The following is a 22,996-nucleotide window of genomic DNA, read 5'->3' as shown; positions in this document are numbered from 1 at the left end:
AATGACAATGACGCAAACAACCGCTGAATCGCTGGTAACACGCGACGATAACCAAGGTGTTGTCACCTTGACGCTCAACGCCCCGAAAAGCTTCAACGCGCTTTCCGAGGCCATGCTCGATGCGTTACAAGGCGCACTTGACGAGATCCAAGCCGACGACAGCGTGCGCTGCGTGGTGCTCGCCGCCGAAGGCAAGGCCTTCTGCGCCGGGCACGATTTAAAGCAGATGCGCGCCAACCCCGATAAAGCCTACTATCAGACGCTCTTTGCCCGCTGTGGCGCGGTGATGCAGTCGATCGTGAATCTGCCGGTGCCGGTGATTGCCAAGGTGCAAGGCATTGCGACCGCCGCCGGCTGCCAGCTAGTCGCGAGCTGCGATTTGGCGGTGGCGGCCAAAAGCGCGCGCTTTGCCGTGTCTGGCATCAACGTGGGGCTTTTCTGCTCGACGCCGGCGGTGGCGCTGTCGCGCAATGTGCCGCGCAAGCGAGCGATGGAAATGCTGCTAACCGGTGAGTTTATCAGCGCCGACACCGCCGCGGAGTGGGGCTTGATCAACCGCGTCGCCGAAGACGATAACGTGGATGAGGCGCTTACCGCGTTGACCGACAGTATCCGGGCGAAAAGCGCGGTGGCGGTGCGTACCGGCAAAGCCATGTTTGCCCGCCAGCTCGCCATGCCACTCGATGAGGCCTACGCCTATGCTGGCGACACCATGGCGTGCAATATGCTCGCCGACGACGTGGCCGAAGGCATTGATGCGTTTATTGAGAAACGCCCGCCCGAGTGGAAGCACCGCTAGCGTGCGCCAAACTGCCTGCGCGTGTGTTGGAGGCGGTCTTAAAAGCTGGAAAGCGTTTCCGTAAACGCGACAGCCGGCGCCAAAGCGCGTTATCCTCTCGCTTTTGCAGCGTTAGGAGACTCTAGGGTGAGCGAGGTTAAGCGCAAAGCCGCCGGGCGGCCGGCGAGTGCGACCAAAGCAAGCGGTGGTCATAGTCAATCGTTGGTACGCGGGTTAACGCTTTTAGCGTATCTGTCGCAAAGCCCGCGCGGGCTTTCGCTCTCTGAGGTGGCGGAGATGGCGGAGCTCGCGCCTTCGACCACCCATCGGCTGCTGCAGGCCCTGCAAAGCCAGGGGTTTGTCACCCAGGAGAACGAGCAGGGACTGTGGCGCATCGATGTTAAAACCTTCCGTATTGGTAATAGCTTTCTCGAAGCGCGGGACTTTGTCGCCACCAGCCGCCCGTTTCTGCGCCGTTTAACCCAGGCAACCGGTGAAACCGCTAACCTCGGCATTCGCGATGGCGCCACGGTGGTGTTTCTCGCCCAGCACGAATCCCCCCAGATGATGCGCATGATCACGCGCTTGGGCTCGCGAGCGCCGCTGCACGCCTCGGGCGTGGGCAAAGCGCTGCTGGCAGGGATGCCCGCCGATGAGTGCGCGCAGCTGCTTGAAGGCCGCGAGCTGGAGCAAGTGACCGACAATACCTTCGCCACGACGGCGTCGCTGCAAGACGAGATGGTCCGCGTGCGCGCCGATGGCTTTGCCTGTGACCGCGAAGAACATGCCATTGGCCTGCACTGTGTTGCCGCCTGTATCTACGACGAGCATGGCAGCCCTTTGGGGGCGATTTCCGTTTCCGGCCCCATGGCGCGCATTCCCGAAACGCGGTTACGAGAGCTCGGTGGTTTGGTGCAGGCCACCGCGGCGGAAATTACCGCGCAACTAGGCGGCCACGTGCCGGCATAGTGATCCTTGCTTAGCCTCTTTTTTATTGCGTTGGCGAGCGCCACGCTGCTGCCCGGTGGCTCGGAAGTGTGGCTGGCGCGGCAGTGGTGCCTGAATGAGCCGGCGCTGGCGCTGTGGGTAGTGGCCACGTTGGGCAATACGCTGGGCAGTTTAATCAACGTGGCGCTTGGGCGTTATGCCCGCCAGTTTCAAGACCGCCGTTGGTTTCCCGCCTCCCCGCAAGGGCTTGCCCGCGCCGAGCGTTGGTATCACCGCCTGGGGGAATACAGCCTGCTGCTTTCTTGGGTGCCGGTGATTGGCGACCCGCTTACCGTACTGGCTGGCGTGTTTCGCCTGCCCTGGTGGCGCGCCATTTTATGGATTTTGCTGGCGAAGGGTACGCGCTACGCCCTGGTGCTGGTTCTGGCACAGACATGGCTTGTGCCTCTATGCTAGACCCTTTAAGGGCGCGAAGCTCGCCAAACAGCGTGTTAGTCTACCGCGCAAACCGTGTCTCGATAAACACGACTCAATAAGGAGGAAGCAGTGTGACGCGATTACGACTCTTGCCCTGGCTTAGCGTTTGGCTATTGGCGCTCTTAGCGCTGATGGTGACACCGGCAATGGCACAAACCGCTAGTGAAGCGGGCAATGGTGGTGAAGTCTCTTTAACGAATTTGGCCGACTTGCTGGAAAACGAACAGTCGCGCCAGGAGCTGATTGATCTGCTGCGTAACCAAGCAACGCAGGCGCCTGGCGAGCTGGAAAGTGAAGCCGCGCAAGGCAGCGAGATGGCGCCTGACGAGGTGTCGCTGCCGCGCCAGCTAGCCCAGCTTACCAGCCGTGTGGTGAATGACGTGGGCGGGCAGTTGGAGCAGTCGGTGACCATTGTCAGCGACCTCTTCAGCGGCGCCGGTGCCAGCACGTTTGAACTGTCAGCATTCACCACGGCGGCGATTAACTTAGGGCTGGTGATTCTCGCCACCTTTGTGCTGTTTACGCTGTTTCGCCGGCTGTGCAAACCGCTATTCGGCAAGATTAGCCTCTGGTCGCAAAATGGCACCGGGTTAACGCCGGTACTGCGGTTGATTGTGTGCGTCGCAGTGGCCGCGTTGGTCGATGTCCTGATCGTCTCCTTTGCTTATGTCGGCGGTAACCTCATCGCCACCTTTGCGGTTGGCGAGAGCGGGGAACTTTCCACGCGCGCGTCACTATTTCTTAATGCCTTCCTGGTGATTGAGCTGATCAAAGCCGCGGTGCGGATGCTATTCTCGTCGCGCTACGAAGGGCTGCGGTTGCTGCCGATTTCCGCGCCCGAGGCTTCCTACTGGAACCGCTGGTTGGCGCGCCTTGTCGGGATGGTCGGCTACGGGTTGATGGTGGTTGTGCCGCTGGTGAACTTCTACGTGGCGCCCGCCCTCGGCCAGGCGCTGGGCACCTTGATCATGGTGGCCGCGTTTATTTATGCCGTGGCAGTGATTTTGAAAAACCGCGCGCGCCTGCGCGACAACTTGACCGCGATGTCTGCCAACGCCAGCTTTACCGCTAGCCGCGTGTCGCTGCAGCTCTTTGCACGCAGCTGGCATCTGTTCGCACTGCTCTACTTTTTGGTGGTGTTTGTGCTTACGCTTACGCGCCCCGGTGATGCGCTGCCCTTTGTGATGTTTGCCACGTTGAAAACGCTGGTGGCGGTGGTGGTTGGGCTTTTGGCTTCGTCATTTCTCACTCAGACCATTGGTCGGCGGATTACGCTTTCGGCGGATTTGCGTCGCAAGCTACCGCTGTTGGAAAAGCGCCTGAATAGCTACGTCCCCAACGCCCTGCGGGTTCTACGCACGGTGATCGGTATTGCGGTGATCATGGTGGTGCTCGATGCCTGGGGCGCCTTTGATTTGGCGACGTGGTACGCGTCTGAGAGCGGCGCCAACCTCGTCGGGAATCTCACCAGCGTCGCGGTGATTCTGATTTTCGCGCTGGGGATCTGGCTGGGGCTGGCTAGCTTGATTGAGCACAAGCTCAACCCGGAAACGGGCTACGGCGAACCGTCCGCCCGGGCCAAAACCCTGCTGAGCCTGTTCCGTAACGCGCTGGCGATTGCCATGGTGACCATCACTGGCATGATCGTTTTGTCCGAAATCGGCATCAACATCGGCCCGCTGATCGCCGGTGCCGGTGTGCTTGGTTTGGCGATTGGTTTTGGTGCCCAGAAGTTGGTGCAGGATGTCATCACCGGGATCTTTATTCAGGTGGAAAACGCCATGAATACCGGCGACGTGGTCACGGTGGGCGGTATTACTGGCACCGCCGAGAAGTTGAGCATTCGCTCGGTGGGGATTCGCGATCTCTCCGGCACCTTCCACCTGATACCGTTTTCAAGCGTGGACACCGTGTCCAACTACATGCGCGAATACGGCAACCACGTGGGTGAATACGGCATCGCCTACCGTGAGAGCATCGATGATGCGGTGGATCAGCTCAAGCTGGCCTTTGAAGACTTGAAAGCCAGTGAAGAGCACGGCCATAAGCTGCTGGATGACCTTACCGTGGCCGGCGTCACGGCGCTGGCGGATAGCTCGGTGAATATCCGCGTGGTGATCAAGTCCACGCCGGGCGACCAGTGGGCCGTGGGCCGCGCCTACAACCGCTTGGTCAAGCTACGCTTTGACGAGGCCGGAATCGAAATTCCGTTCCCGCATACCACGCTCTACTTCGGCGAGGACAAGGAAGGCAACTCCCCGGCGGCGAATGTGCGGGTGCTTCAGGCCCAGGGGGATCGCACGTCCTCCCAAGCGATCAGCCACGATGACCCAAATAAGGGAGTGCAGACATCCGCCGAGGAAGACCACACCAAACCCACCGACGAAGAAGCCACCTAATGCGTTAGGTGTTGTATTCGCCAGACAAACCGGGCCGCCCTCAGGGGCGGCCCGGTTTGTTTTGGGGCTTAAAGAGCGCGTTAAGCTAAACAATTAGCCGGGATAGTTTTCCGAGTGGCGCCCCTCGACGTTGATCGATTCGCCGCCGTCGACAAATAAAATCTGCCCGGCCACAAAGGGGTTATCCAGCACGTAATGAAGCGCGGCCACGAGGTGTTCCGGATCGCCTTGGCGTTTGGCCGGAATGCCCTCAATGCGCCACTGAATATAGTCGCTCGTCCGCTGTGAAGCGGGCAGCACCACGCCGGGAGCGATGCCGTTGACGCGGATGCGCGGGGCAAACTCCAATGCCGCCATGCGGGTCATCTCGGCCAAGCTCTTTTTGGATAATAGATACGCCGCATAGGGGTACTGGTGGTAGGCGATTTTGTTATCGATGATATTGACCACGCAGCCTTCATCAACGACGTTGGCAAAGTGGCGTGTGAGCAAAAGCGGGGTGAACATGTTGACGCGAAACTGCGTTTCCAGCATGCCTAAATCCGTTTTGGCGAGCGTCGCGGGCTCGTAGGCTGAGGCGCTGTTAAGCAGCACACTTACGTTTGTGAAGCGCGCTTTGACGTTTCTTATCAACAGGCCAAGATCGTCTTCTGGGGCATCGCTTAAAAAGTTGCAGGCGAAGACCTCGCACGCGCGGCCTTTCTTACGAATGCCTTTAGCGACCTCGTCGGCCTCATGGCGCGAGCTGTTGACGTGAAGGGCGATATCGTAGCCGGCATCCGCCAATGCTTCGGCAAAGTGGCGACCTAAGCGTGTAGCGCCTCCGGTCACCAGTGCGGCGTGGGCGCTCATGTCAGTGTCCTCATGGCAAATGTCCTCGTCACGATAGTGTATTGTGTAGACCGCTACTGTCTGCGGGCGCGTGGCTATTGTCAATAAGTTGTACAGTACTTTCACAAACAGGGCTTGCACAAAAAAGAGGAAACGCTAGGCTAGTAAGCCAACACTACGATCCGGCCAAGCCAAGGATGTGTTTATGCCTCACGCTTCAGCGACGTCTCCCACCTCAATGGCTACGCCGCCGCGGCACGAGTGCGTGATTTCGGTGGGCTCGAACATCGACCCCGAACATCACTACGCGCAGGTGATCGAGATTCTTAACCAAGAGTGCGAGCTAATCGCCCACACCACGCCCATTCTCACCACGCCGGTGGGGTATCAGGCGCAGCCAGATTTTCTCAATAGCGCGGTGCTGGTGGCCACGCCGCTTACTCGGGTGGATTTCAAGGCGTATCTCAAAGCCGTGGAGGACCGGCTAGGCCGCGAGCGCGGGCCAATTAAATCCGGCCCACGGACGATGGATCTGGATATCGTCGCCTGGGATGGCGAGGTGGTCGACGATGGTTACTACCAGCACGACTACGTACGCGAACCGGTCGATGCGCTACTCGCCGAAAGCGGGCGCACGCTGAGCGACGGGCGTTAATACTTACTTGAAGCTAATGCCTGAAGCATGCAGCGTTTTGGAATTTTCACCTACAACAGTTAATCAACGCGCATGCGCGTCATCTCTTTACAAATGCCGCATAAGCATACAAAGATAATTTTAACTTATTGTTTTTAAAATTTTTAAAAAATGCGTTCGGCATTTCTCTTATCCCCTTTTCGCCCGCACGCCGCAACCTTTCAGCACAATGCGGGTAAGAAAGGCGGTGATCTCTTCGGTATCGTCATCGTCGAGGGCGTCTTTGCCGGTGATGCCTAGCACCTGGGCTTCGAAGTCGGCGTAGTGCTGGGTCGACGACCAGATCAGAAAAATCAGCCACGTTGGGTTAACCGGGTCCATTAAGCCGCGTTCGGCCCATTGTTCAAAAACGCGCGCACGGTCCTCCACCCATTCGCGCAGCTCGCCGCGCAGGTACTCTTGTAAAAAGGGCGCGCCGCCGAGAATTTCCGCGGCAAATAGCCGAGAGCCCTCCGGGTGGCGGCGCGAGAGCTCCATTTTGCGGCGAATGAAGGCCGTCAGTACCTCGGCGGGGTCATCTTCTACCGAGATATCGTCGAGCAGTGCGTTCCAGCGCTTCATCATCCGCGCGAGTAGGCGCACATAAAGCGCCTGCTTGCTGCCCATGTAATAGAGCACATTGGATTTGGGCAGCCCCGCCGCCTCTGCGATGGCCTGCACACTCGCGCCGCGGTAGCCGTGGCGGGCGAAAATGCACTCGGCAGCGGTGAGAATGGCCTGCTCGTTGCGCGCCCGCGTGGCCTCATTGCGTTTAACCGGTGTTTTCGTGGCGGCATTTTCTTGCGACATATCGGCTCCTGCCATAATGGTCCGAGACTTGCATTGCGATACGGACTGACCCATGCTTGGGTATGTTCCTGACCATTTGGTCAACATGTGAGTTAATGCCATGATCAATTTTCACCTAAACGGTCAGCCGCGCAGCGTGGCGGCCGCGCCCGATACCAGCGTGCTCGAACTTTTGCGCGACACGCTCGGCCAGACGGGCACCAAAGAGGGCTGTGCCTCCGGCGACTGCGGCGCCTGTACCGTGGCCATCGGTGAACCCGATGCCGCCGGGCAAATGCACTACCATAGTGCAAACGCCTGCATCATGCCCGCCCATCAGCTGCAAGGCCGCCAACTGGTGACGGTCGAAGGCCTGGCCGATGGGGATACCCTGCACCCGGCGCAGGCGGCGATGGTCACTTGCCACGGTAGCCAGTGCGGCTTCTGCACGCCTGGGATTGTGATGTCGCTGTTCACCCTGCACGAGGCGCAAACCGCGACCCCCGCGCCGTTAACCCCCGAGCGCTTAGAAGCCGCGCTTGGTGGCAATCTGTGTCGCTGCACCGGCTACCGGCCGATCCGCGACGCCGCTTTGACCATGAGCGAGCACCCGGCGCCGCGCCAAGCGTGGTGGCGCCAGGCGCTGGCGCCGATGAACACGGCACAGACGGATGCAGTAAAGACTGATGCAGTAAAGACCGATAGTACACCACCCGGCGAGCGCTTTCTCCAGCCGACCACCTTGGCCGCGCTGCTTGCCGAGCGGGTGCGCTTCCCTGACGCGCCGTTGGTGGCCGGCGGGACCGACCTGTGGCTAAACGTCACCCAGAACCTGACGCGCTATGACGGCGTGATCGATGTCAGTCGCGTCGACGAGCTTTCGCGTATCGAAACCGCCACGTTAGACGATGGGCGCGAAGGGTGGTGGATCGGCGCGGCGGTGACCTACTCCCGGTTGGCGCCGCTGTTGGACGAACATTACCCCGCCTTTGCCCATCTGCTTCACCGCTTGGGCTCGGCGCAGATTCGCAACCGCGGCACGCTCGGCGGCAATATCGCCAACGCCTCGCCGATTGGCGATACCCCGCCGGTGCTGCTCGCCCTAAACGCGCGGCTGTTGCTCGCCGGCCCCGAGGGTGAGCGGGAGCTGGCGTTGGATGCGTTCTTCCTCGATTATAAAAAAACTGCCCTGCGCGAGAACGAGGTGATCCGCGCCATCTTTTTGCCTCACCCTGAGCCAACGGGAAATCTTAACGTGTGGAAACTTTCCAAACGCCGGGAAGACGATATTTCCGCGTTGCTGGGGGCTTTTCATTGGCGCCTGGAAGAAGGCGTGTTGCGCGAGGTGCGGCTGGCTTTTGGCGGCATGGCGGCCATTTCTAAGCGCGCGTATATCGCCGAGGCCGCACTGGAGGGCCAAGCCCCCACCGAGGCGGCTTTCACGGCGGCCCGCGCGGCCTTGCTTGATGAGTTTTCGCCCATGAGCGATGTACGCGGCAGCGCTGATTACCGCCAGTTAGCCGCCGCCAATTTGCTGGAACGGCTGCGCCGCGTGGTGACCGCCACTGACACCGCCGAGGAGGTGATGCTCAATGCGTACGCTCACTAAGTTGAACCCGTTGGACCCAGAGGCTGCCTCTGATGTGGGGGACGATTCCGCCGCTGCCCGCGAGGAACAAGCAGGGCGCATCAAGGGTGACGGCCCGCTAGCGCGCGATACCGTGGAGGCGCCGCCTCATCGGCACGTTCACCAGCACGCTCAAGCCCACGAAAGCGCGGTCAAGCATGTTACCGGCCGCGCCGCTTATATCGATGATCTCAAGGCGCCCGCTGATACGCTGCATATTGCGCTGGGGCTTTCTCCGGTGGCCCACGGGCGTTTGACCCACCTCGACCTGGCCCGCATTCGGGCGCTGCCCGGCGTGGTCGATGCCGTCGGCCTGGACGACGTGCCGGGGCATACGGATATCGGCCCGGTGTTTCCCGGCGACCCGATTTTCGTCGAGGAAGAGATCAGCTACGCCGGGCAGGTGCTGTTTGCCGTGGCCGCCGAGAGCTATCGCGCGGCGCGGGAAGCCGTTAAGGCCGCGTTCGATGCCAATATGATCACCGTCGATGTCGAGCTACCAAGCCTTGACGCCGTGGCCGCCGCCGAGCGCGGCGAGTTCGTGCGGCCCACCCACGTGCAGCAGCGCGGCGATTGGGAAAAGGCGCTGTCGGATGCCGCGCACGTGATCGAAGGCGAGCAGTTTGTTGGCGGTCAGGAGCACTTTTATCTGGAAGGCCAGGCCTGCTTGGTGACGCCCACCGAAGATGAGGGCGTGGTGGTTCACACCTCGAACCAACATCCCAGCGAAACGCAAAAACTGGTGGCCGAGGTGCTGGGGATTGCCCTGCACGCGGTAACCGTGGAAGTACGCCGCATGGGCGGCGGCTTCGGCGGCAAGGAAACCCAAGCCTCGCCCTGGGCGTGTATTGCTGCGCTGTTCTGTCGTCGTACCGGGCGCGCCGCGCGCGTGCGCCTGCCGCGCAGCGAGGATATGCGCGCCACCGGCAAGCGCCACCCGTTCCATAATCGCTACCGGCTGGGCGTGGATCAAAACGGCATAATTCAGGGTGGCGAGATTACGGTGATTGGCGATTGCGGCTACTCGCCGGATCTCTCGGACGCCATCGTCGACCGCGCCATGTTCCACAGCGACAACGCCTACTCACTGGGCGCGGCGCGCGTCACCGGCCACCGGGCGCGCACTCATACCGCTTCGAACACGGCTTTTCGCGGCTTTGGCGGCCCCCAGGGCATGATGGCGATCGAAGCGGCGATGGACGACATCGCAAGGCACCTGGGCGAAGACCCGCTCACGGTGCGCAAGCGCAATTTCTACCGCAAAGATCATCAGACGACCCGCCGCGACATTACCCACTATGGCCAACCGGTGGACCAGACGGGGTTGCTGCATACGCTGGTCGAGCAGCTGGAAGCAAGCAGCGATTATTGGGCGCGTCGCGAGGAAATCGCCGCTTTCAACGCACAAAGCAGCGTGATCAAAAAGGGCTTGGCGCTGACGCCGGTGAAATTCGGTATCTCGTTCACTGCTAAACACCTCAATCAGGCCGGGGCGCTATTGCACGTCTACACCGACGGCAGCGTGATGATCAACCACGGCGGTACCGAAATGGGCCAGGGCCTGCACACCAAAATCACCCAGGTGGTGGCCCGCGAGCTAGGATTGGATGTCAACGTGGTGCGTATCAGCGCCACGCGCACCGACAAGGTGCCCAATACCTCGCCCACCGCCGCCTCCAGCGGGGCGGACCTTAACGGCCAGGCGGCGCGCGATGCCAGCGTGAAGCTCAAAGCGCGCCTGTTTGATTTCGCCGCGGATCACTTTTTTCCAGGGCAGGGCGCGGATAGCGACGATATGCGCCTGGAAGCGGGCTACCTCATCGCCGGGTATGGCGAGAGCGAGCAGCGCATCCCGTGGGGCGAGCTGGTTCAGGCGGCCTATTTTGGCCGTGTATCGCTCTCGGAAAAGGGCTTCTATGCCACGCCGCTGATCCATTACGACCGCAGCGTCGGCCAGGGCAACCCCTTCTATTATTACGCCTTTGGCGCGGCGGTCTCGGAAGTCAGCGTCGATACTTTAAGCGGCGAATACCAGGTCACGCGGGTGGATATCCTCCACGACGTGGGGGATTCGCTGAACCCGGCGATTGATATCGGCCAGGTCGAGGGCGGTTTTATCCAGGGCATGGGCTGGCTGACCAGCGAGGAGCTCAAGTGGAACGACGCCGGGCAGCTGCTTTCCACCGGCCCCGCGACTTATAAAATCCCCACGTTTGGCGATCTGCCGCCGGTGTTTAACGTCGCGCTGATGGAAGGCCACCCCAATTCCATGGCGAGTATCTACCGCTCGAAAGCAGTGGGCGAGCCGCCGTTTATGCTGGCGATTTCGGTGTGGTCGGCGCTGCGCGATGCCTTAGCCAGCCTTGCCGGTTATCGCGAGGCGCCGCGCCTGGATACCCCGGCCACGCCGGAACGCGTGCTGCTCGCCGCTGAGGCACTGCGCGCCCAGGAGACAACGTGAACGCCGCCGACACCTGGCACGCCGCGCTCCACCGGCTGCAGCGCGAGGGCCTGCCCCACGTGCTGGCAACGCAAGTGACCAGCGCCGGCTCCACGCCCCGGGAGCCGGGGGCGCGCATGGTGATCACTGAAGATACGGTTTTCGATACCCTGGGCGGCGGCACCTTTGAGTGGCAGACCATCGCCGCCGCGCGCGAGAAACTCGCCGCAGGCGAGACGGGGATGTCGCTTGAAGCGTTTTCGCTCGGAGGGCGCAGCGGCCAGTGCTGCGGCGGCTTTGTGAACGTATTGATTGAGGTCTTTCCGGGTAGCCTCACGACGTTGGCGCTATTTGGCGCCGGCCACGTCGGGCGTGAAATCGTGCCGCTTGCCGCGCCGCTGGGCTGGCGCATGTTGTGGTTTGATAGCCGCAAAGCGGCTTTTCCCGGGTGGGCCGCTGAGCAACCGCGCTTAAGTTGCCATCACACAGACGACCCGGACGCTGCGCCGCTGCCCGCCGGGGTGCATGCGCTGGTGATGACCCACGACCACGGCGAAGATCGCGCGCTACTCCACGCGCTGCTTGCGCGCGGCGATTGCGCCTCGATCGGGTTGATCGGCTCGCAAAGCAAGTGGGCAAGCTTTCGCGGCTGGCTCCACCGCGCAGGCCATGACGAGGCGACGCTTTCCAAGGTGCGCTGCCCTATTGGCATGGCAAGCGGCCCAAACGGTGAAAAAACGACGGGTGGTGACAAAACCCCTTACGCCATCGCGCTGGCCGCCGTCGCCGAGCTTTTACCGTGTGTGGCACGCCCTGAACGCGGTGAGCAACGCGGCTTATCGGCTGACGCGCTGCGGCCGCTGTTTTCTCCCTCTTATATTTCTACTCCTTCTGTTTCTACTCCTTCTGTTAACGCTGACGAAACCTAACCATGACCGCTACTGACGCTTTCACTGCTCCCCGCAACGGCGCCTTTGTGCTGCGCGCCGAACTGTTAAGTTTTGACGCCGACCCCGGCGAGGGCGATACGCCGCTGCCGGGTAGCGTGCGCCATCTAGCCGATGGTGCGTTGTGGATCGACAAGGGCCGCATTCGCGCCGTGGAGGATTACGCGCGCCTTGCCCCCCAGCTGCCCGAGGGCATCGAGGTGATCGACCATCGCGGCAAGCTGATCATGCCGGGGTTTATCGATAGCCATGTGCACTACGTGCAGCTGGACATCATGGCCTCCTTTGGGCGCCAGCTGCTCGATTGGCTTAATGACTACACCTTCCCCGAAGAGTGCCGCTTTGCCGCGCGCGAGCACGCCGACGCCATCGCCGAGGCGTTTCTTGAGGAACTGTTGCGTGTGGGCACCACCACGGCGCAAGTGTTTGGCTCCAGCCACCCGGCTTCCATTGACGCCTTCTTTGCCGCCAGCGAGCGCCGCGGCCTACGCATGCTCGCCGGCAAGGTGCTGATGGACCGCCACGCTCCCGAAGCGCTCACCGAGGACACGTTTGGCGGTATTCGCGACAGCGAGCGGTTGATCGCGGATTGGCACGGTAAGGGGCGCCTCGGCTACAGCGTGACACCGCGCTTCGCGCCGACGTCCACCCGCGCGCAGCTCGACGGCGCCGGCGGGCTTTTGCGCAGCGACCCAAGCCTGTGGCTCCAGACGCATTTGGCCGAAAACACCGGCGAGATCGCCTGGGTCGCCGAGCTGTTCCCGGAAAGCCGCGACTATCTGCACGTCTACGAGCAGTCGGGTTTGGTGGGGCCGCGCAGCACCTTTGCTCACGGTATTCACCTGGACGACGGCATGCGCGCCCGCCTGGCCGAGCGCGGCGCTAATATCGCCTTCTGCCCCAGCTCCAATATGTTTCTGGGCAGCGGCTTGTTTGATCGTCGCGCCGCCCGTGAGGCGGGGCTTGGGGTGAGTGTGGCAAGCGATATCGGTGCCGGCACTGACCTTTCCGGGATGGCGACGCTTAAAGCCGCGTATCAAGTGGGCCAGCTGCGCGGGGAGGCGCTGACCGCGTGGCAGGGGTTTTATTCGCTAACGCTGGGCAACGCACAGGCGCTTTCGCTTGACGCTAACATTGGCCGGTTGGCCGAAGGGATGGAGGCGGATTTCGTGGTGCTGGATTTGGCCGCGACGCCGCTACTCGCGCGGCGCACCGCGCGCGGTGAAAGCCTCGCCGAGCGTTTGTTTGCGTTGATGATGCTCGGCGACGACCGAGCAATTTTTGAAACCTGGGCCAACGGCCACTGCCAGCATCGGCGCTAGCCGTCGACGCGTGCGCGCAGGCGTAGCGTGGCGATGCGAATAATCTGCGCAATTGCCGTGCGCCGCTCGCTCGCCGGGTCGTTGTTCAGGCGCTGCTCAAAGGCGGCCAAAATCGCGTGGCGATCAAGCCCTTTGACGGCGATAACAAACGGGAAATCGAACTTCGCTTTGTAAGCGTTATTGAGCTGTTCAAAGCGAGCGAACTCCTCGGGAGAGCACTGATCCAGCCCGGCGCCGGCCTGCTCTTGGGTCGAGTCGGCGGTGAGTTCGCCGCGCATCGCGGCCTTGCCGGCCAGATCAGGGTGGGCGCGGATCACCTCGATCTGCTGCTCCGGCGCTGCCTGTTTGAGCTGCTCGCCCATGTGCTCGGCTAAAGCGTCGGGGGTGTCGTGGGTAGCGGTTAACCCCGCGTGCCAGGCGGCGTCGGCGACCCAAGACGAGTGTTCAAAAATATCGCCGTAGTGGGTGACAAACGCCTCGCGGCCAAGTTCGCTAGGGCGCGGTGATAACAGTGCGTTGGTGGGCGTATGGGTAGCCATGAGGGTCTCCTTTGGCGGCGCGGTCAGGTATTTTATCGTATACAATAAAATACCAAAACGTATACTTTTTAAGGCTAATAGCAGACGAGGTTAATTATGACGGGTTATCTCACCACGCACGTGCTGGACACGGCGAAAGGCGGCCCCGGCAGGGGCATTACCATCGATGTATATCGCTTGTCGGGTACCCAGCGCGATCATCTCGCCAGTGTCACCACCAATGATGACGGCCGCTGCGATGCCCCGCTGCTGGAAGGCGAGGCGTTCACGCCGGGGGAGTATGAGCTGGTGTTTCACGCCGGCGACTACCTGCGTCGCCATCACGAGGGGGCGTCTGAGCCGCGCTTTCTGGATATGATTCCGCTGCGGTTTGGCGTCGCCGATGCCAGCCAGCACTACCACGTGCCGCTTTTGCTCTCGCCTTACGGCTACACCACCTATCGCGGCAGCTAATGTCGTTAATAACGAAAGACGACGCGTAAAGGGAGAGCGCCATGTACGGCTACATCGGTGATGTCGTCAATTTGCTGTTGCGCTGGTTGCATGTGATTGCGGCCATTGCGTGGATTGGCGAGTCGATCTATTTCGTGATGCTGGATAACAGCTTGCGAGCCCCCAAGGCTGCGGAAGACCGCGACAAGGGCGTGTTCGGCGAAATGTGGGCCGTTCACGGCGGCGGCTTTTACCACAACCAGAAATACACCACCGCGCCCGCCAAACTGCCCAATGACCTGCACTGGTCGTTCTGGAAGGCCTACACTACCTGGCTCACCGGTTTTGGCCTGTTCGTGGTGCTGTACATGGCAAGCCCGGCATTTTATTTGGTGAATGCCAATAGCCCTTGGGCGTGGGCGGCGAGCCTCAGTGGCTGGCAGGCTAACTTGTTGGCGTTGGCATTTCTGCTTGGCGGCTGGGTGGTCTATAACGAACTGTGCAAGCGTATCAGCCCCAACATGGAGCGCGATGGCCTGCTAAGCCTCGCCGTGGCGGTCATGATAGTGGTGGTGGCGTACCTGAGCACCCAGCTTTTCACCGGGCGCGCGGCCTTTTTGCTCACCGGCGCGGTGATGGCCACGGCCATGTCGGCCAACGTGTTCTTCTGGATCATCCCTGGGCAGCGGCGCATGGTGAAGGCCATGAAGGCAGGCGAGGCGCCCAACCCGCTCGACGGCAAACGCGGTAAGCAGCGCTCGGTGCATAACACCTATTTCACCCTGCCGGTGGTGCTGCTAATGGTCAGCAACCACTACTCGTTTTTGTATTCGCATGAGATGGCCTGGGTGGTCATGGCGCTGCTGATCTTCGCCGGCGCGGTGATTCGCCAGTTCTTCGTGCTGATGCACGCAGGCCAGCAAAAGCCGCTTTACCTAGTGGCCGGGGCGGGATTGATCGTCCTGGCATTCTGGGTTGGCGCGCCGAGCGCTTCAGGCCCACCCGCAGGGGAGGGTGAAGCGCCGGGCCGCGAGCAGGTGAGCGCGGTGATCGAGCAGCACTGCGTGCAGTGCCACGCTCGCGACCCCGAGCACGCGGGCTTTAATGCGCCGCCGGCGGGTTATGCGTTTGAAAGCTGGGAGGCGATCAAGCGCCAGCAGAGCGTAATTCAGCAAGTCGTGGGTAACCATTACATGCCGCTTGGCAACGTCACTAACATGACCGCCGAGGAGCGCGATATCATCGCGGCCTGGGAGAAGTAATAGGAGCCACGATGAACGATGCGCAGGGAGCACCACATTTGGTGAAAAAAAAAGGCGAAGCGCGCCACGAGCCAATTTATAAGGCATTGAGCGACGCGATTATCGAGCAGCGCTTAAAGCCCGGCGCGCGGTTGCGCGAAGATGCCCTGGCCGAGGTGTTTAACGTCAGCCGCACCGGGGTGCGCAAGATTCTTCAGCGCCTGGCGCTGGAGCAGTTGGTCACGTTAACCCCGCGGCGCGGGGCCAGCGTGACGCGTCCAACGGCGGAGGAAGCCAAAGACGTGTTCGACGCTCGCCAGCTAGTAGAGTGCGGCCTTATGCCCGATGTCGCGCGCCAAATGGAGCCAAACGAGGCGGCCGTGCTGCGCGAGATGGCCCGCCGAGAGCGGGAAGCGCTACGCAGCGGTGAGCGCAGTGCGGCGATTAAGCTCTCCGCGGATTTTCATGTTCACCTGGCGCGGCTATCGGGGAACACCACGCTAGCGGCGTTTGTTGAGCAGCTTTGCTCACGCTCGTCGCTGATCCTTGCCGTTTACGGTCAGCGTGGCCATTTAGGCTGCGAATCCCACGACCACGATGACTTGATTGGCTACCTAGAGGCAAATGACGGCGAGCGGGCCAAAGCCTTTATGAGCCGCCACTTGAAAGCGATTGAAGCGTCGCTATCCATGGTCGAAGAAGACGATAGCGCACCCGATCTGCAGCAGATATTCGGGGGTAAGGGCGCTATGCGCTAGCGCGTTACTTCTGTGTGGCGTTGCGTTAGTTAATAGTTTATTGCGTGCTGGTTATTTTTAGCGCAACCGTTTTATAGTAAATGGTGTTGTTGAGAACCAACCTAACGGTATGCCCATGGCCCAGTTTGAGCTGAATAGCCGCAATTTGGCCCCAGAACATGTGGCGCACTCCCACGATTTTCACCAGCTGATTCTGGCGACGTGTGGTGTCACAGAGCTTGCCATGGAAGGCCAGGGAGAGCGAGTGACCGCTCGTCGGGGATGTTTGATCCCCTCCTCGCGCCATCACGAGTATCAGGGCGATGGCAGCAACCGAACGCTGGTGCTGGATATTCCCGTACAGCACTTAGCCACGCTGGAAAAAGGCAGTGAGATTGAGCGCTTATTCGATAAGCCGCGTTTCTTTACGGTGCCTCCTGCATTGAACCAGCTCACCCATGCGCTTACCCATCAGCTTGAACAGTGCCCGGCGTTGCAAAATGAGATCGCCGTGCTGTTGTTGCGGGCACTTTATATGTACCTGCAAGATACGTCGAAGCAAGCGACAGGTCAGATGGGTGTCCGTTGTATCAGCGAACGGCTGGACTTAGCGCGTGTGGATGCCTGGCTAGACCAGCATTTAGCGGATGAAGTGCGTGTTGAGCAGTTAGCCGCCCTTTGTGCCTTAAGCCCTGGGCATTTTCATAGCTGCTTTCGCGAGCTAACCGGGTTGACACCGTTGGCTTATGTGCAACGCAGGCGCTTAGAGCATGCGCGTACGCTCGTTCGTCACAGCACGCTGACGTTGGGGCATATTGGCATGTTGGTTGGCTTTCGCGACCAGGGCAGCTTCTCCCGAGCCTACCGGCGCTACTTTGCGATTTCCCCTTCTTCTGAAAGATAAGCTGCGCTTGCCCCCCCTGTCTTCCTGATTTCCGGGCAAATTTGTCATAGTTTCGGGCAAGCACGCGGTTTTGCATCGTCGTAGGCTCCAATGTCTACCACTATGATTGGAGATCTCTCAATGGGCGCTTCTTATCCAGACTGTCACCGCTTTCACGCGCTGACTTTAGCCAACAACATACCGTCCTATCAGCCCTCTCGGGGCGATGTGGCATGGCGGGAGGGCTAAGCCATGCAGGTTGTTTCCGCGCCAGATGTGGCACGTTATCTTAGTTGGAAGGGCGTGATTCGCCGGTTGCATCATACGTTTGTGAACGGGGTTGAGTCCCCGCCGCGTCACCACCACGCCATGCACCGCCCCGATGGCGAAGCGACCATGCTGCTGATGCCCGCCTGGGAGGCAGCAGGCTATATCGGCGTCAAAATGGTTAACGTATTTCCGCAAAATGCCGATCACGGTATGCCCGCTATTTCGGGGCTTTACCTGCTTAGCGAAGGCAAGCACGGCCAACCGTTGGCCTGTATCGACGGCAGCGAATTAACCCGCCGCCGCACAGCCGCTGCCTCGGCATTGGCCGCTCAAGCGTTAGCCAATGAGAACGCAGAGACGCTGCTGGTGGTGGGAACGGGCAAGCTGGCGCCGATGGTGATCGAAGCCCACGCCAGCGTTCGGCCTATCAAACGGGTGCTGATTTGGGGGCGCAACCCGAGCAAGGCTGCTGCGATTGCCGACGAGTACGCTGACCGTTTTGACACGCAGGTGGTGGAGTCGTTACCCACCGCCGTCGCAGAGGCGGATATCGTGAGCTGTGTGACGCTCTCAACCCAACCGATTATCAAGGGCGAATGGCTGACGCCAGGAACGCACCTGGATTTAATTGGTGCGTTTCGGCCGCAAATGCGCGAAACCGACGCAGAGTGCTTGCGCCGTGCCGATGTGTTTGTGGACACCTACGCCGGGGCCAAAGGCGAAGCGGGGGATATTCTGCAAGCCATTGAGGAAGAGGGCTTTCGCTTTGACGAGATCCGTGGCGAGCTAGAGGAAGTGTTATCAGGCACCCAACTAGGGCGCACTTCTGAAGATGCGATAACCTTGTTTAAATCCGTCGGTGCGTCGTTAGAAGACCTGGCCGCCGCCATTGAACTGTGGGAGTCGCTACCCCGCTCACCGAGCTAAAGGCTGAATTGCCTGCTCAAGGGCGGCCACTTGGCCTGATGCTAAGGCCTTTAATAGCCGCGCCTTTAATACCCGCAGTAGTGGTCGCGCCTCGCGCAGCGTGAGAATCGTGCTGTGCGAGGCGCGTCGCTAATGGGTCGCTAGCGCCAGGAAGGGCCTCCCATGACATCCGGCAACCACAGCGCGATTTGTGGGAACGCTAATACCAGCGCTAACACCACCAATTGCGCTAGGATAAAGGGCACAACCCCTTTATACATATGCTTGAGGGTCACTTCTGGAGGAGTGATCGCCCTTAAGTAGAATATTGCCGGTGCCAATGGCGGGGTTAGATAGCTGGTTTGCAGGACCACCAAGAACGCAACACAGAACCAGATCTCATCAAAGCCCAGTATTCTTACAATGGGCATCGCCACAGGGATAATGATAAGCACCACCGAGATCAAATCCAGCACAAACCCGGCAATAAACGCAATCAGCAGAATCATGCCTAAAATCATCCATGGGCTTAAGCCGGTGTCCATCAGCAATGCCTGAACCGTCGCCATTCCGCCTGAGGCAAAAAATACCCCAGCAAACATACTGCCACCTAACACAATGAGCAGGATCATCGCGGAAATATTGACGGTCTTCACGGCTGATGTCGAAAGGACAGAGACAGTCAAATTTCGGTAAGCCGCCGCCAAGAGAACTGCACCCAAAGCACCACAGGCGGCCGCTTCTGTGGGGGTGGCCATACCCAACAGAATAGTGCCCAGCACGGTAAAAATCAGCAGCATGGTCGGCACTAACGCCACCAATGTAATGCGCAATTTTTCACCGAGCGCAATATCCGGCTCTTGATCTTGAATGCGTGGCGCCATCTCTGGCTTGAAGTACGCAACCCCAATGATATAGGCCATGAACATCAACGCCATTAAGAAACCTGGGATCAGCAAACCACTGAACAGTGAACCTACCGACACCCCGGCAACAGGGCCTAGAACTACGACGGTAATCGACGGTGGTATCGCCGTTCCCAATGAGCCGCTAGCACAGATAGTGCCTGACATCAGGCTTTTGCTGTATTGATGCTTGAGCATAACGGGAATGGCCAGCATACCAATGACCGCTTCCGTTGCCCCTACAACACCGCTAGAAGCGGCAAACAGTGTGCCCAAAATAATGGCTCCGATACCCAACCCACCAGGCAGACGGCGCGTCCACATATGAATCGCTTCAAATAAGCGCTCGGCGATGCCTGAACGCTCAAGCATTGCCCCCATAAAGATAAACAGCGGTACGGCCGCAAGGATTGAGTTAGACGCCGTATCTTCGATTTTGGTCAACAACTGATAAGCGGCAACATCACCAAACTGGATAATGCCAAAGCCGGTTGCTACCAAAATCATTGAAAAAGCGATCGGAAAACCCGCAATAATTAAGGTTATCAGCGCAGGGAACATCAACAACGAAAGGTAGCTACTCATTCGGCTGACTCCTCTGTTGGATGTTTACCCATTAGCAAACATAGTGATTTTAGAAGCTCAGCCACTACCTGTAGTGCTAGGAGCGCAAATCCCACGAACCATACCGTGAATATCGGCCAAACCACCGGGTTCCAAGCGGAACGACCTGAGCGTTCATTGGTTTCAAAAGCAGACAGTGCATACTTGGATAGCTCCCATACCAGCCACGCCAATACGGGCAGAAATAGCACGTACCCTATCGTGCGAATGGCCGCATTGGCACGCTGGCTCAGCTTTAGCGTGACAATATCGACGCTAACGTGTTGGCCTATACGCAATGCATTGGCCATACCCAGCATGAAAATTGCCCCCATTACCATGTAGCTCACTTCAAAGGCCCATACTGTTGGCCTACCGACTACGTAGCGGCTAAATACTTCAATGATCAATGCACCTATTAAAGGAAGAATGAGGAGCGCGCCCACCCAGCCAGCAAAGCGAGTTAGCGCCTCTATGGATCGGATTAGTTTCATGAGGGAGTCTCAACGGGTCAGGGACATAACAACAAACAAAAGAGAGGCCCGTTGAGGCCCCTCTGAGTGTTGTAACAGTGGGTATTAACGGCCCATGACACCAATGGGCAGTCGATATTCCGACCAGCTGTTCATGTCGTTTTTAAAGGAGCGCTGAGATTCGAGAACCCGGGCAAACCACTCGTTTTCAGCGGCATACTCATCTTCCCACTTGGTTGTCTCTTCATAGATGGCATCGATGAAGGACTGATCCAGTTCGATCATCTCATTAGGGCCGTCAACTAACGCTTGATAGGCCTCAAGATCAGCAAACGAGCTCGCAAGCCAGGTGTCAAAAACCGACAATTTACCGGCAAGACGCAGCATGCTTTGGTCTTGCTCCGTTAACTCTTCCCAGGTGTCGTTATTCACCTGGCACTCAAGAAAACCACCGGACTGGTGAACGCCAGGGGTAATCACGTACTGCGCGACTTCCTGAAACCCTGTCGGTCGGTTCATTTCAGGGCTACCCCACTCGGCCGCATCAATCACGCCTCGCTCTAGAGAGCTGTAGATATCGCTACCCGCCATGACGACCGTAGAAGCACCTAAGCGAGAGGCAATTTCTGCCCATGCGCCAGAGGTCCGCAGCCGCAGCCCTTGGAAGTCTTCAAGCGTTCTAACCGGCTTATTAGAGTGAAGGAAAATCTCGGTGCCGAGAATGGCACACGGGAACGCGACGACATCGAATACTTCACGACGATACTCTTCGTAAAGGTATGCACCACCGCCCTCATACATCCATAGCATGAACTCTTCCGGCGTTAGGCCGCTGGAGTGCCCTGCTAACAAAGCGGTAGTGGGGTCGGTGCCATAGTCATAGTTAATGTAGTTATGGCTAACTTGGGCAACTCCAGACGTAACGGTGTTGGTAACACGCAGTGCGCTACCGAGTGTGCCGCCTGGGTAGACTTCGATAGCGATTTTGCCGTTGGTGAGCTCGCTAACGCGATCAGCAAACATCTGCGCATCGCGCTCAAGCCACGGGCCACCGCTCCAGGGCGTTGCCATACGCCAATTGATATCTGCTGCGGCGGCAGTGGCGGACACGCCAATACTTAGACCAACTGCTAGGGCGATTTTATTTACGTTATACATAGTGGTTTCCTCATTAACGGAGCGTTCTAAGTGTGTGCGCTGACCATTTCTTATAGTTATCGTTTTTTTTTGAAGTTACCACCTTCGCGTGTACGGCATTTGGCCCAAACTCAGAAGTATTATGCTGAACCTCAGAAGTGAGCAAGCTCAACGCATAAAAACGGTTGGATGAGTCATCGCTCAGTCAGCAAAACGGTATTCCTGTGATGCATGGCGTGATTGAGGACGAGCGAGTGGGGAGGTGCTCAGGCTTTGCAGCCGCTACGAATAATCTATACCCAGCCGCTGTTGCTGGAGATATCGTCACCTGAGCATGGAGTCGATCTACGCGTAAGGCGCGCGGGTGGGCGCCTGACATCACCCGTTAAGCGTTATTGTCTGCAGCAATGCCGGCAGCACCGCTGGGTTAAGGGCAATGGCGATCACCACACCGCCTAACGCGCCGCCGAGGTGAGCCTCGTGGGCGAATCCGCCGACTTGGCCTGCCTGCCGGCGCATGGCTATTAGCGAGACAATGACAAAGCCGATGGCAAAGACAATAGCGGGGATGGGAATCACAAAGAACAAAAACAGTAGCCGGAAGGGCTCATAAAGGCAGAAGGCGAAGAGCACCCCGCTGATGGCGCCCGAGGCGCCCACTGCCGCATAGCGCGGATTGCGCCGGTGGATGACCAGGGAAACCCCGTGGGCCGCGAGTTCGGCACCGAAGTAGAGCAGCAGAAAGGCTGCCGAGCCTAGCGTGATCTCCATCCAGGGGCCGAAGAAGTAGAGAGTGATCATGTTGACCAGCAGATGCGTGCCGTTGACGTGCACGAAGCCAGCCGTTACTAATCGATAAATTTCGCCGTTTTGCAGCACGCGCACCGGTACAAGGCTCAGGCGATCGAGAAGGGCCGGCTGACGCATCAATACAAACAGGCTTAAGAGAATATTGACACCAAGCAGTAGCAAAGTGACGGGGGTTTGACTCAAATCCAACATTTTTAGACCTCCGGGGAAACAGTGGATTCTAGGGTAGCAGGAGAAGACCGATGCGAAACATTCTGCAAGACCTTCCTGATAACCGCGACGCGGAGGTGTTTGAGAATATTGTCGATGAAGAGGGCGTTCGGGTGGAGCGAATCGTCTCTCACGGCCAATCCTCGCCGGTTAGCGGCTGGTACGATCAAGATTGGCACGAATGGGTGACGGTGCTTGAGGGAGAGGCCGTGGTGGCCTTTGCGAATGGCGAAGACGCGCACCTTAAAGCGGGCGATCATCTGATGATCCCCGCCCGCTGCCAACATCGCGTCAAATGGACCCACCCTGCACGGCCAACCGTCTGGCTGGCCGTGCATTATCCAAAAGCGTGAACTTAGACGATCAATCGATCCCAGCTGCCGTAGCGCCCCTGGATTGCACCGCGGCGCCTTCCGTTGGCGGCGGGCATTTGAATACGCAAAACGAAGCGGGGAGTGATGGCCTTTATTGTTGTATACAATGGAACGTGAGCGAAGCCCCCTTCGTGGGCGCCGCCTGTAGACACCCTTTAACCCGCCTCATTCATCGCGGCAGTGGTAGGGCCATTATTTAGCGCTTTACGTCTGCATGGTGGGCGCGTTGAGGCTATCGAACGACG

The 22,996-nt window shown here is 59.3% G+C and carries 22 protein-coding genes; 15 read left to right on the top strand and 7 right to left on the bottom strand.

The annotated features are described in order from the left end of the window. Positions 1-7 precede the first annotated feature (7 nt). The 4 genes from QC823_RS09635 (at position 8) to ybiO (ending at position 4,602) form a co-directional block, all read left to right on the top strand. Positions 8-799 (top strand): enoyl-CoA hydratase, encoded by a 792-nt coding sequence (locus QC823_RS09635; protein WP_422823644.1) that lies wholly within the window; start codon positions 8-10, stop codon positions 797-799. Between the two features lie 126 nt (positions 800-925). Beyond that, entirely contained in the window at positions 926-1,747 is an 822-nt protein-coding gene (locus QC823_RS09630) for an IclR family transcriptional regulator (protein WP_309656132.1), read from the top strand. Between the two features lie 6 nt (positions 1,748-1,753). Continuing rightward, positions 1,754-2,182 carry a YqaA family protein gene (locus QC823_RS09625; RefSeq protein ID WP_309656131.1) on the top strand — a complete coding sequence of 143 codons (429 nt, stop codon included), beginning with the start codon at positions 1,754-1,756 and terminating at the stop codon, positions 2,180-2,182. A gap of 92 nt (positions 2,183-2,274) precedes the next feature. Beyond that, positions 2,275-4,602, top strand: a complete 2,328-nt coding sequence (gene ybiO, locus QC823_RS09620; RefSeq protein ID WP_309656130.1) for a mechanosensitive channel protein — start codon at positions 2,275-2,277, stop codon at positions 4,600-4,602. A 93-nt stretch (positions 4,603-4,695) separates the two neighbouring features. Here ybiO and QC823_RS09615 read toward each other — a convergent pair whose 3' ends face one another. Continuing rightward, the gene (locus tag QC823_RS09615) at positions 4,696-5,454 is read right to left on the bottom strand and encodes an SDR family oxidoreductase (protein WP_309656129.1); all 759 of its coding nucleotides are present in this window, start codon (positions 5,452-5,454) and stop codon (positions 4,696-4,698) included. A 184-nt stretch (positions 5,455-5,638) separates the two neighbouring features. Between QC823_RS09615 and folK the strand changes: the two genes are divergently transcribed. Beyond that, a complete protein-coding gene (gene folK / locus QC823_RS09610) occupies positions 5,639-6,088 on the top strand; it encodes a 2-amino-4-hydroxy-6-hydroxymethyldihydropteridine diphosphokinase (RefSeq protein ID WP_309656128.1) in 450 nt (149 codons plus the stop codon). Between the two features lie 168 nt (positions 6,089-6,256). On the opposite strand, the gene QC823_RS09605 is transcribed toward folK, so the two are convergent. Continuing rightward, positions 6,257-6,916, bottom strand: a complete 660-nt coding sequence (locus tag QC823_RS09605) for a TetR/AcrR family transcriptional regulator (RefSeq protein WP_309656127.1) — start codon at positions 6,914-6,916, stop codon at positions 6,257-6,259. Positions 6,917-7,016: 100 nt separating this feature from the next. On the opposite strand from QC823_RS09605, the gene xdhA reads away from it, so the two are divergent. The 4 genes from xdhA to guaD are packed head-to-tail and all read left to right on the top strand — an operon-like array spanning position 7,017 to position 13,231. Then, a complete protein-coding gene (gene xdhA / locus QC823_RS09600) occupies positions 7,017-8,504 on the top strand; it encodes a xanthine dehydrogenase small subunit (RefSeq protein WP_309656126.1) in 1,488 nt (495 codons plus the stop codon). Further along, a complete protein-coding gene (gene xdhB / locus QC823_RS09595) occupies positions 8,488-10,983 on the top strand; it encodes a xanthine dehydrogenase molybdopterin binding subunit (RefSeq protein ID WP_309656125.1) in 2,496 nt (831 codons plus the stop codon). The genes xdhA and xdhB overlap by 17 nt, the downstream gene beginning before the upstream one ends. Further along, positions 10,980-11,891 (top strand): xanthine dehydrogenase accessory protein XdhC, encoded by a 912-nt coding sequence (gene xdhC, locus QC823_RS09590; RefSeq protein WP_309656124.1) that lies wholly within the window; start codon positions 10,980-10,982, stop codon positions 11,889-11,891. Before xdhB ends, xdhC begins: the two co-directional genes overlap by 4 nt. A gap of 2 nt (positions 11,892-11,893) precedes the next feature. Beyond that, on the top strand, positions 11,894-13,231 hold the full coding sequence (gene guaD / locus QC823_RS09585) for a guanine deaminase (RefSeq protein WP_309656123.1): 1,338 nt from the start codon (positions 11,894-11,896) through the stop codon (positions 13,229-13,231). Here guaD and uraD read toward each other — a convergent pair. Further along, positions 13,228-13,770 carry a 2-oxo-4-hydroxy-4-carboxy-5-ureidoimidazoline decarboxylase gene (gene uraD / locus QC823_RS09580; protein ID WP_309656122.1) on the bottom strand — a complete coding sequence of 181 codons (543 nt, stop codon included), beginning with the start codon at positions 13,768-13,770 and terminating at the stop codon, positions 13,228-13,230. The two genes, guaD and uraD, sit on opposite strands and share 4 nt — an antisense overlap. A gap of 96 nt (positions 13,771-13,866) precedes the next feature. On the opposite strand from uraD, the gene uraH reads away from it, so the two are divergent. The 5 genes from uraH (at position 13,867) to lhpI (ending at position 18,260) form a co-directional block, all read left to right on the top strand. After that, on the top strand, positions 13,867-14,223 hold the full coding sequence (gene uraH / locus QC823_RS09575; RefSeq protein WP_309656121.1) for a hydroxyisourate hydrolase: 357 nt from the start codon (positions 13,867-13,869) through the stop codon (positions 14,221-14,223). 41 nt (positions 14,224-14,264) lie between these two features. Beyond that, a complete protein-coding gene (locus QC823_RS09570) occupies positions 14,265-15,464 on the top strand; it encodes a urate hydroxylase PuuD (RefSeq protein ID WP_309656120.1) in 1,200 nt (399 codons plus the stop codon). 11 nt (positions 15,465-15,475) lie between these two features. Continuing rightward, positions 15,476-16,201, top strand: a complete 726-nt coding sequence (locus tag QC823_RS09565; RefSeq protein ID WP_309656119.1) for a GntR family transcriptional regulator — start codon at positions 15,476-15,478, stop codon at positions 16,199-16,201. Positions 16,202-16,316: 115 nt separating this feature from the next. After that, entirely contained in the window at positions 16,317-17,084 is a 768-nt protein-coding gene (locus tag QC823_RS09560) for an AraC family transcriptional regulator (RefSeq protein WP_309656118.1), read from the top strand. A 231-nt stretch (positions 17,085-17,315) separates the two neighbouring features. Beyond that, positions 17,316-18,260 (top strand): bifunctional Delta(1)-pyrroline-2-carboxylate/Delta(1)-piperideine-2-carboxylate reductase, encoded by a 945-nt coding sequence (gene lhpI, locus QC823_RS09555; RefSeq protein WP_309656117.1) that lies wholly within the window; start codon positions 17,316-17,318, stop codon positions 18,258-18,260. 140 nt (positions 18,261-18,400) lie between these two features. On the opposite strand, the gene QC823_RS09550 is transcribed toward lhpI, so the two are convergent. The 4 genes from QC823_RS09550 to QC823_RS09535 form a co-directional block, all read right to left on the bottom strand. After that, a complete protein-coding gene (locus QC823_RS09550; RefSeq protein ID WP_309656116.1) occupies positions 18,401-19,705 on the bottom strand; it encodes a TRAP transporter large permease in 1,305 nt (434 codons plus the stop codon). A 20-nt stretch (positions 19,706-19,725) separates the two neighbouring features. Beyond that, the gene (locus QC823_RS09545) at positions 19,726-20,241 is read right to left on the bottom strand and encodes a TRAP transporter small permease subunit (RefSeq protein ID WP_309656115.1); all 516 of its coding nucleotides are present in this window, start codon (positions 20,239-20,241) and stop codon (positions 19,726-19,728) included. An 84-nt stretch (positions 20,242-20,325) separates the two neighbouring features. After that, positions 20,326-21,378 (bottom strand): type 2 periplasmic-binding domain-containing protein, encoded by a 1,053-nt coding sequence (locus QC823_RS09540; RefSeq protein ID WP_309656114.1) that lies wholly within the window; start codon positions 21,376-21,378, stop codon positions 20,326-20,328. A 357-nt stretch (positions 21,379-21,735) separates the two neighbouring features. Then, positions 21,736-22,359, bottom strand: a complete 624-nt coding sequence (locus QC823_RS09535) for a rhomboid family intramembrane serine protease (protein ID WP_309656113.1) — start codon at positions 22,357-22,359, stop codon at positions 21,736-21,738. 50 nt (positions 22,360-22,409) lie between these two features. On the opposite strand from QC823_RS09535, the gene QC823_RS09530 reads away from it, so the two are divergent. Then, positions 22,410-22,730, top strand: coding sequence for a cupin domain-containing protein (locus QC823_RS09530; protein ID WP_309656112.1), 321 nt, complete (start codon positions 22,410-22,412; stop codon positions 22,728-22,730). Positions 22,731-22,996 lie beyond the last annotated feature (266 nt).

The organism is Vreelandella vilamensis, assembly GCF_031451755.1.
Lineage (GTDB): Bacteria > Pseudomonadota > Gammaproteobacteria > Pseudomonadales > Halomonadaceae > Vreelandella > Vreelandella vilamensis.
This window is presented reverse-complemented; position numbering and strand designations above follow the sequence as displayed.